General features: G+C 37.5%; 5 protein-coding genes. 4 read left to right on the forward strand and 1 reads right to left on the reverse strand.

Going from position 1 to position 3982, the window contains the following annotated elements; all coding sequences use genetic code 11:
• Positions 1 to 127 precede the first annotated feature (127 nt).
• From L652_RS0107965 to L652_RS0107980, 4 genes are all read left to right on the forward strand, one after another.
• Complete coding sequence (locus L652_RS0107965) at positions 128 to 982, forward strand: alpha/beta hydrolase-fold protein (protein WP_024596408.1); 855 nt, start codon at positions 128 to 130, stop codon at positions 980 to 982.
• An 82-nt stretch (positions 983 to 1064) separates the two neighbouring features.
• Positions 1065 to 1520, forward strand: coding sequence for a hypothetical protein (locus L652_RS0107970; protein ID WP_024596409.1), 456 nt, complete (start codon positions 1065 to 1067; stop codon positions 1518 to 1520).
• 24 nt (positions 1521 to 1544) lie between these two features.
• Positions 1545 to 1829 carry a hypothetical protein gene (locus L652_RS0107975; protein ID WP_024596410.1) on the forward strand — a complete coding sequence of 95 codons (285 nt, stop codon included), beginning with the start codon at positions 1545 to 1547 and terminating at the stop codon, positions 1827 to 1829.
• Between the two features lie 7 nt (positions 1830 to 1836).
• Positions 1837 to 2133 carry a hypothetical protein gene (locus L652_RS0107980; RefSeq protein ID WP_139015391.1) on the forward strand — a complete coding sequence of 99 codons (297 nt, stop codon included), beginning with the start codon at positions 1837 to 1839 and terminating at the stop codon, positions 2131 to 2133.
• 493 nt (positions 2134 to 2626) lie between these two features.
• Here the strand turns inward: L652_RS0107980 and lnt are convergent.
• Positions 2627 to 3982 (reverse strand): apolipoprotein N-acyltransferase (gene lnt / locus L652_RS0107985; RefSeq protein ID WP_024603396.1); only part of this gene is annotated, 1356 nt, incomplete at its 5' end.

Genomic DNA, 3982 nt, shown 5'->3' on the forward strand with positions numbered 1-3982 from the left:
AAGCCATTCAAGATAAAATATCAGCGACTGTGGTTATTAAAGGTAACTTGAATCAGGTTGTAAATGTGGAAACGGTAGAAGAGACTGTAAAAAGTTAAGTTTGCTCTTATTAATTACAAGGATGGTTATGAAAGCTTTATTAATGGCGTTTAGTTATCTGTATTTTATTACAGCTTCGTATGCGTCAGAAAATATTGTGTTAGCAGAAACACATCAGCTTAAGTCTATTATTTTAGGTGAGCAGCGCAGTTATAGTGTTTATTTACCGCCAAGCTACAAGCAAAACCTCGAACTAGTATATCCTGTTATTTACCTGCTTGATGGCAACCCAACCCATTTAAAAGCCTTAGCGGGGCTTGTTGAAGCACTCAGTACTGAGCGGCTAGAAAAACAAATTCAACAAGCAATTATTGTCGCTGTTCCTAACAGTAAAAATGGGATAAGAGAGTGCGACTTTACCCCTACCAATGTCGATTGGACTTTTAACGGCAAGCTACTCGAAAAATTTGAAAACATTGGCAATGCCGCAAACTACACCGCTTTTTTTGAAAAAGAACTTACTCCCTTCATTAATAAAAATTACCGTACATCAAATAAGCGGGTCTTAATTGGGGAATCTTTCGGCGGCTTGTTCGCAAGTTATGTTTTACTTACAAATCACTCTTTATTTACTGATTACTTAATTATTGATGCAACCTACCTTTGGGATAATAATTATCTCAATCGTTATTTTGACGAGCAACAGCTTATAAATAAGCAGCTTAAAGGCAATGTATATTTTACTTTTGCTAATAATGCAGCTTTTGGTGAAATTGGAGAGGCTAATTATAAATGGGGCTTAGAGCTTGCTAAAAAACTAAAAGCGCACCCGAGTAACAGTTTATATATAAATCAACGTTACTTTGAAGAAGAAACTCATGGCACGGTGGCAGCGCTTAGTTGGTACTATGGTTTAAAAAGCTTATTAAAAAATAAGTTTTAATTTATATACTAGGTTAGTGAAAGGAGTGATTTTGGGTATCTTGTTAACGAAATTTAGTAGTGAAAAATTAAAAGGGAATTAAATGAGTAATAATTTTAATGAGGCTATAAAGGGCTTTTTTTGGGGGATAGGGTTTGTAATAGCAACACTCGGTGGTATCAGTGTGTACGCGCCAACAATAGCCGCAGAAGTTGATAGTGGCTTTAAAGAGCAGGTATCAAATAAAGCATTGGAGGGCACTGACGACTTAAATAGTGATTATAAACTTACCCTTTCTGATATTTTTAAAGAAAATGGGCGAGTAAGAATAACTGCCGAGTTAAAAAATATCACCAATGAAAGCATATATGCAGGTGGTGTTATAGCATCTACATTCGATAAAAACGGAAAGTTTGTTGGTAATTGTTTAGGTAAAAGCGATGACATTTTTATAGAACCAAATAAAAGTAGCTATATTGATATTCATTGTAATCTACTGAGGCCACAGGTGAGTAGAGTGCACTCAGCAAAGCTAAAGTTTAAGTGGCTTGGTTTTTAAGTTATAAAGGATAAGGCAGGCTTTATGAAGCTCATTGAAGTAGGTTCTTTGTGGTATTTATTGAAAAATTATGATGATTATTATATTCAACAACTTAGCGGTTCTATGCATACTGAAACAGCTGCAACTTATAAACTACTAGATGAAGAGGTCAATAATTATCTAAAGCTTGGTAATGAAGCGCTATCTAAAACGATAATTCACTTTAATAATGTCGGTAATTACAGTTGTTTATCAGCAGAGCGTCGAGCGAGTTTAGAAACAATTAGTAAGATACAAACAATTATTAAAATGTTCCTTGATAAATAGGTGCTCGGTGAATAGTGATAATAAAGAAATTTTAAAATGTGTAAAAGTAACATCGAATCCCTTTTCATCAAATAGGGACTCATCTTTGAATTTAACTATAAGTGCAATTGATATGGCTCTTCAAAAGTATTCAAATGACCAGATTACACAAGTTTTAAATAAAGAGCTGATGCGTTTAAATGATATTTGTAATAACTCACCTGGTAGTATGCTGGCTTACGAAATGCTTTTAACCTACAAAAGTGCACAATATAACTGTGCTCAAGCATTAAAGTATTTGAAGAAATACAGAAATAACCAGTAGGTTCTTTTTTTAAATATAAATTAAAAGTAGGAGTCAAACTTCTAGTTACTATTTTTACATGAGATTTTATACAAAGTAAGTTATTTAGCTGGCTGCGGGCGCGTCAAGTTACGATAAAATATTATTGTGTCGAATGTTAGCCCTTTTTAAATTTGATGCGTACATAATTGAATTCCCACAGGGGAGTAAAATAAAACTGTATACCAATAAAGTTAAGACCGTTAGGCACTTTAGACTCAATATATTGCGCTAAAGCATGCAACTTAGGGGGTGAGTTTGTTTGTGAGAATCAAATCATCATTTATAATTGAATTAAATTGTTTAGGCCTGATGTTGAACAGCATCAAGTATTAAAAATAGAACGAGGCATTCGCTATATTTTTAGCATAGGCTAGATTAAAAAGTAAATTTGCGTATGTTGGGTAGAGCGAAGCGAAACCCAACAATAAACACTTTTTTAAATAGCTGTCCACCGACAGCTATTAATTTTAATTCACTTTCTCAACCTAACCCCAAACCCAACAACTCCCATCAACAACACAAATCCCCACACAAACACATTGCCGTATTGGCTGTACACGCTGTCGCCTTTTATAAGCTTAATTTTGGCTTTCAATATGGTAGCTTCAAACTGAGGCATGGTTTGTTGTGTGTGGCTTATAGGGTCGTATACGGCGCTTACACCATTGTTAGTAACACGCACTAGAGGGCGTTGTAGTTCGAGCGCGCGCATACGGGCTATTTGCATGTGTTGCAAAGGCCCAATGGAGTCGCCAAACCAGGCATCGTTACTTACAGTAAAGAGTAGGTCAGAGTCGCTTTTGTAATTACCGCGTACTAAGTCGGCAAAAACAATTTCGTAGCAAATAGCAGGGAGTAAGTTATAGCCATTGGCGCGTAAGTTGTTTTGCACTTTGTCGCCACGGGTAAACGATGACATAGGTAAATCGAATAATGGGGCAATAGGGCGCAAAAAGTCTTGAAATGGTACAAATTCGCCAATAGGTAGTAGCTGGTGTTTTTGATAGCGGTTTTTATCAAGGTAATGGTAATGCCCATGCTCGTCGCCACGTTCTTTATTACCGACCACAATAAGTGTGTTGAATATATTTTTGGTGTCTCGCTGGTAGTCAACAATACCGGTTACAAGGGCGGTTTTATTAAACGAGGCGGCACTGTCTAAATTGGCTAGGTAGGAATCGGCAAGCATTTCTATTTCAGGCACTGCGGCTTCAGGCCACACTATTAAGTCGGCATCCCAATGTGGGCGTGTCATGTCTTGGTATTTGCTCATTGTGGTCCAAAACTCACTTGGCTCAAAGCGCAGATGTTGCTGTATGTTGCCTTGTACGAGCAATACTGACATGTTTTTATCTGTGTAATGAATGCTGCCTGTGGTATTTGCACCTGTAAAAATAAGCGCAACAGCTGTCGCAGTAACCGCCGGGGTTTTAAAATCTTTTTGGGTAAGTCTATATAGTGCAAAGCCAATAGCTACACATGTTAGTGTTAAGCCAAACTCGCCAATATAAGGGGCAAGCAGCCTTAAAGTTCCGTCGGTTTGTGTGTAGCCAAAACTTAACCACGGGAAACCGGTAAGTACGGTGCCACGTAAATACTCACTAATTGCAAAGCAGGCAATTAGTAATGCGCCAAAGCTTTTAGGGCCACTGGCAAAGCGTGTAGTTGCCCAAAAGGCAAGTGCGGGAAATAATGCTAAGTATGAGCACAAAAAAGCCATTAACGAGAGCGACGCTATAAGCGGCATACCGCCAAAGGTGGCAATAGAAACATGTACCCAGCTTATACCTGCACCGAACCAGCCTAGGCCAAATATAAAGCCATATTT

This window comes from Pseudoalteromonas sp. TB25 (genome assembly GCF_000497995.1).
Lineage (GTDB): Bacteria > Pseudomonadota > Gammaproteobacteria > Enterobacterales > Alteromonadaceae > Pseudoalteromonas > Pseudoalteromonas distincta.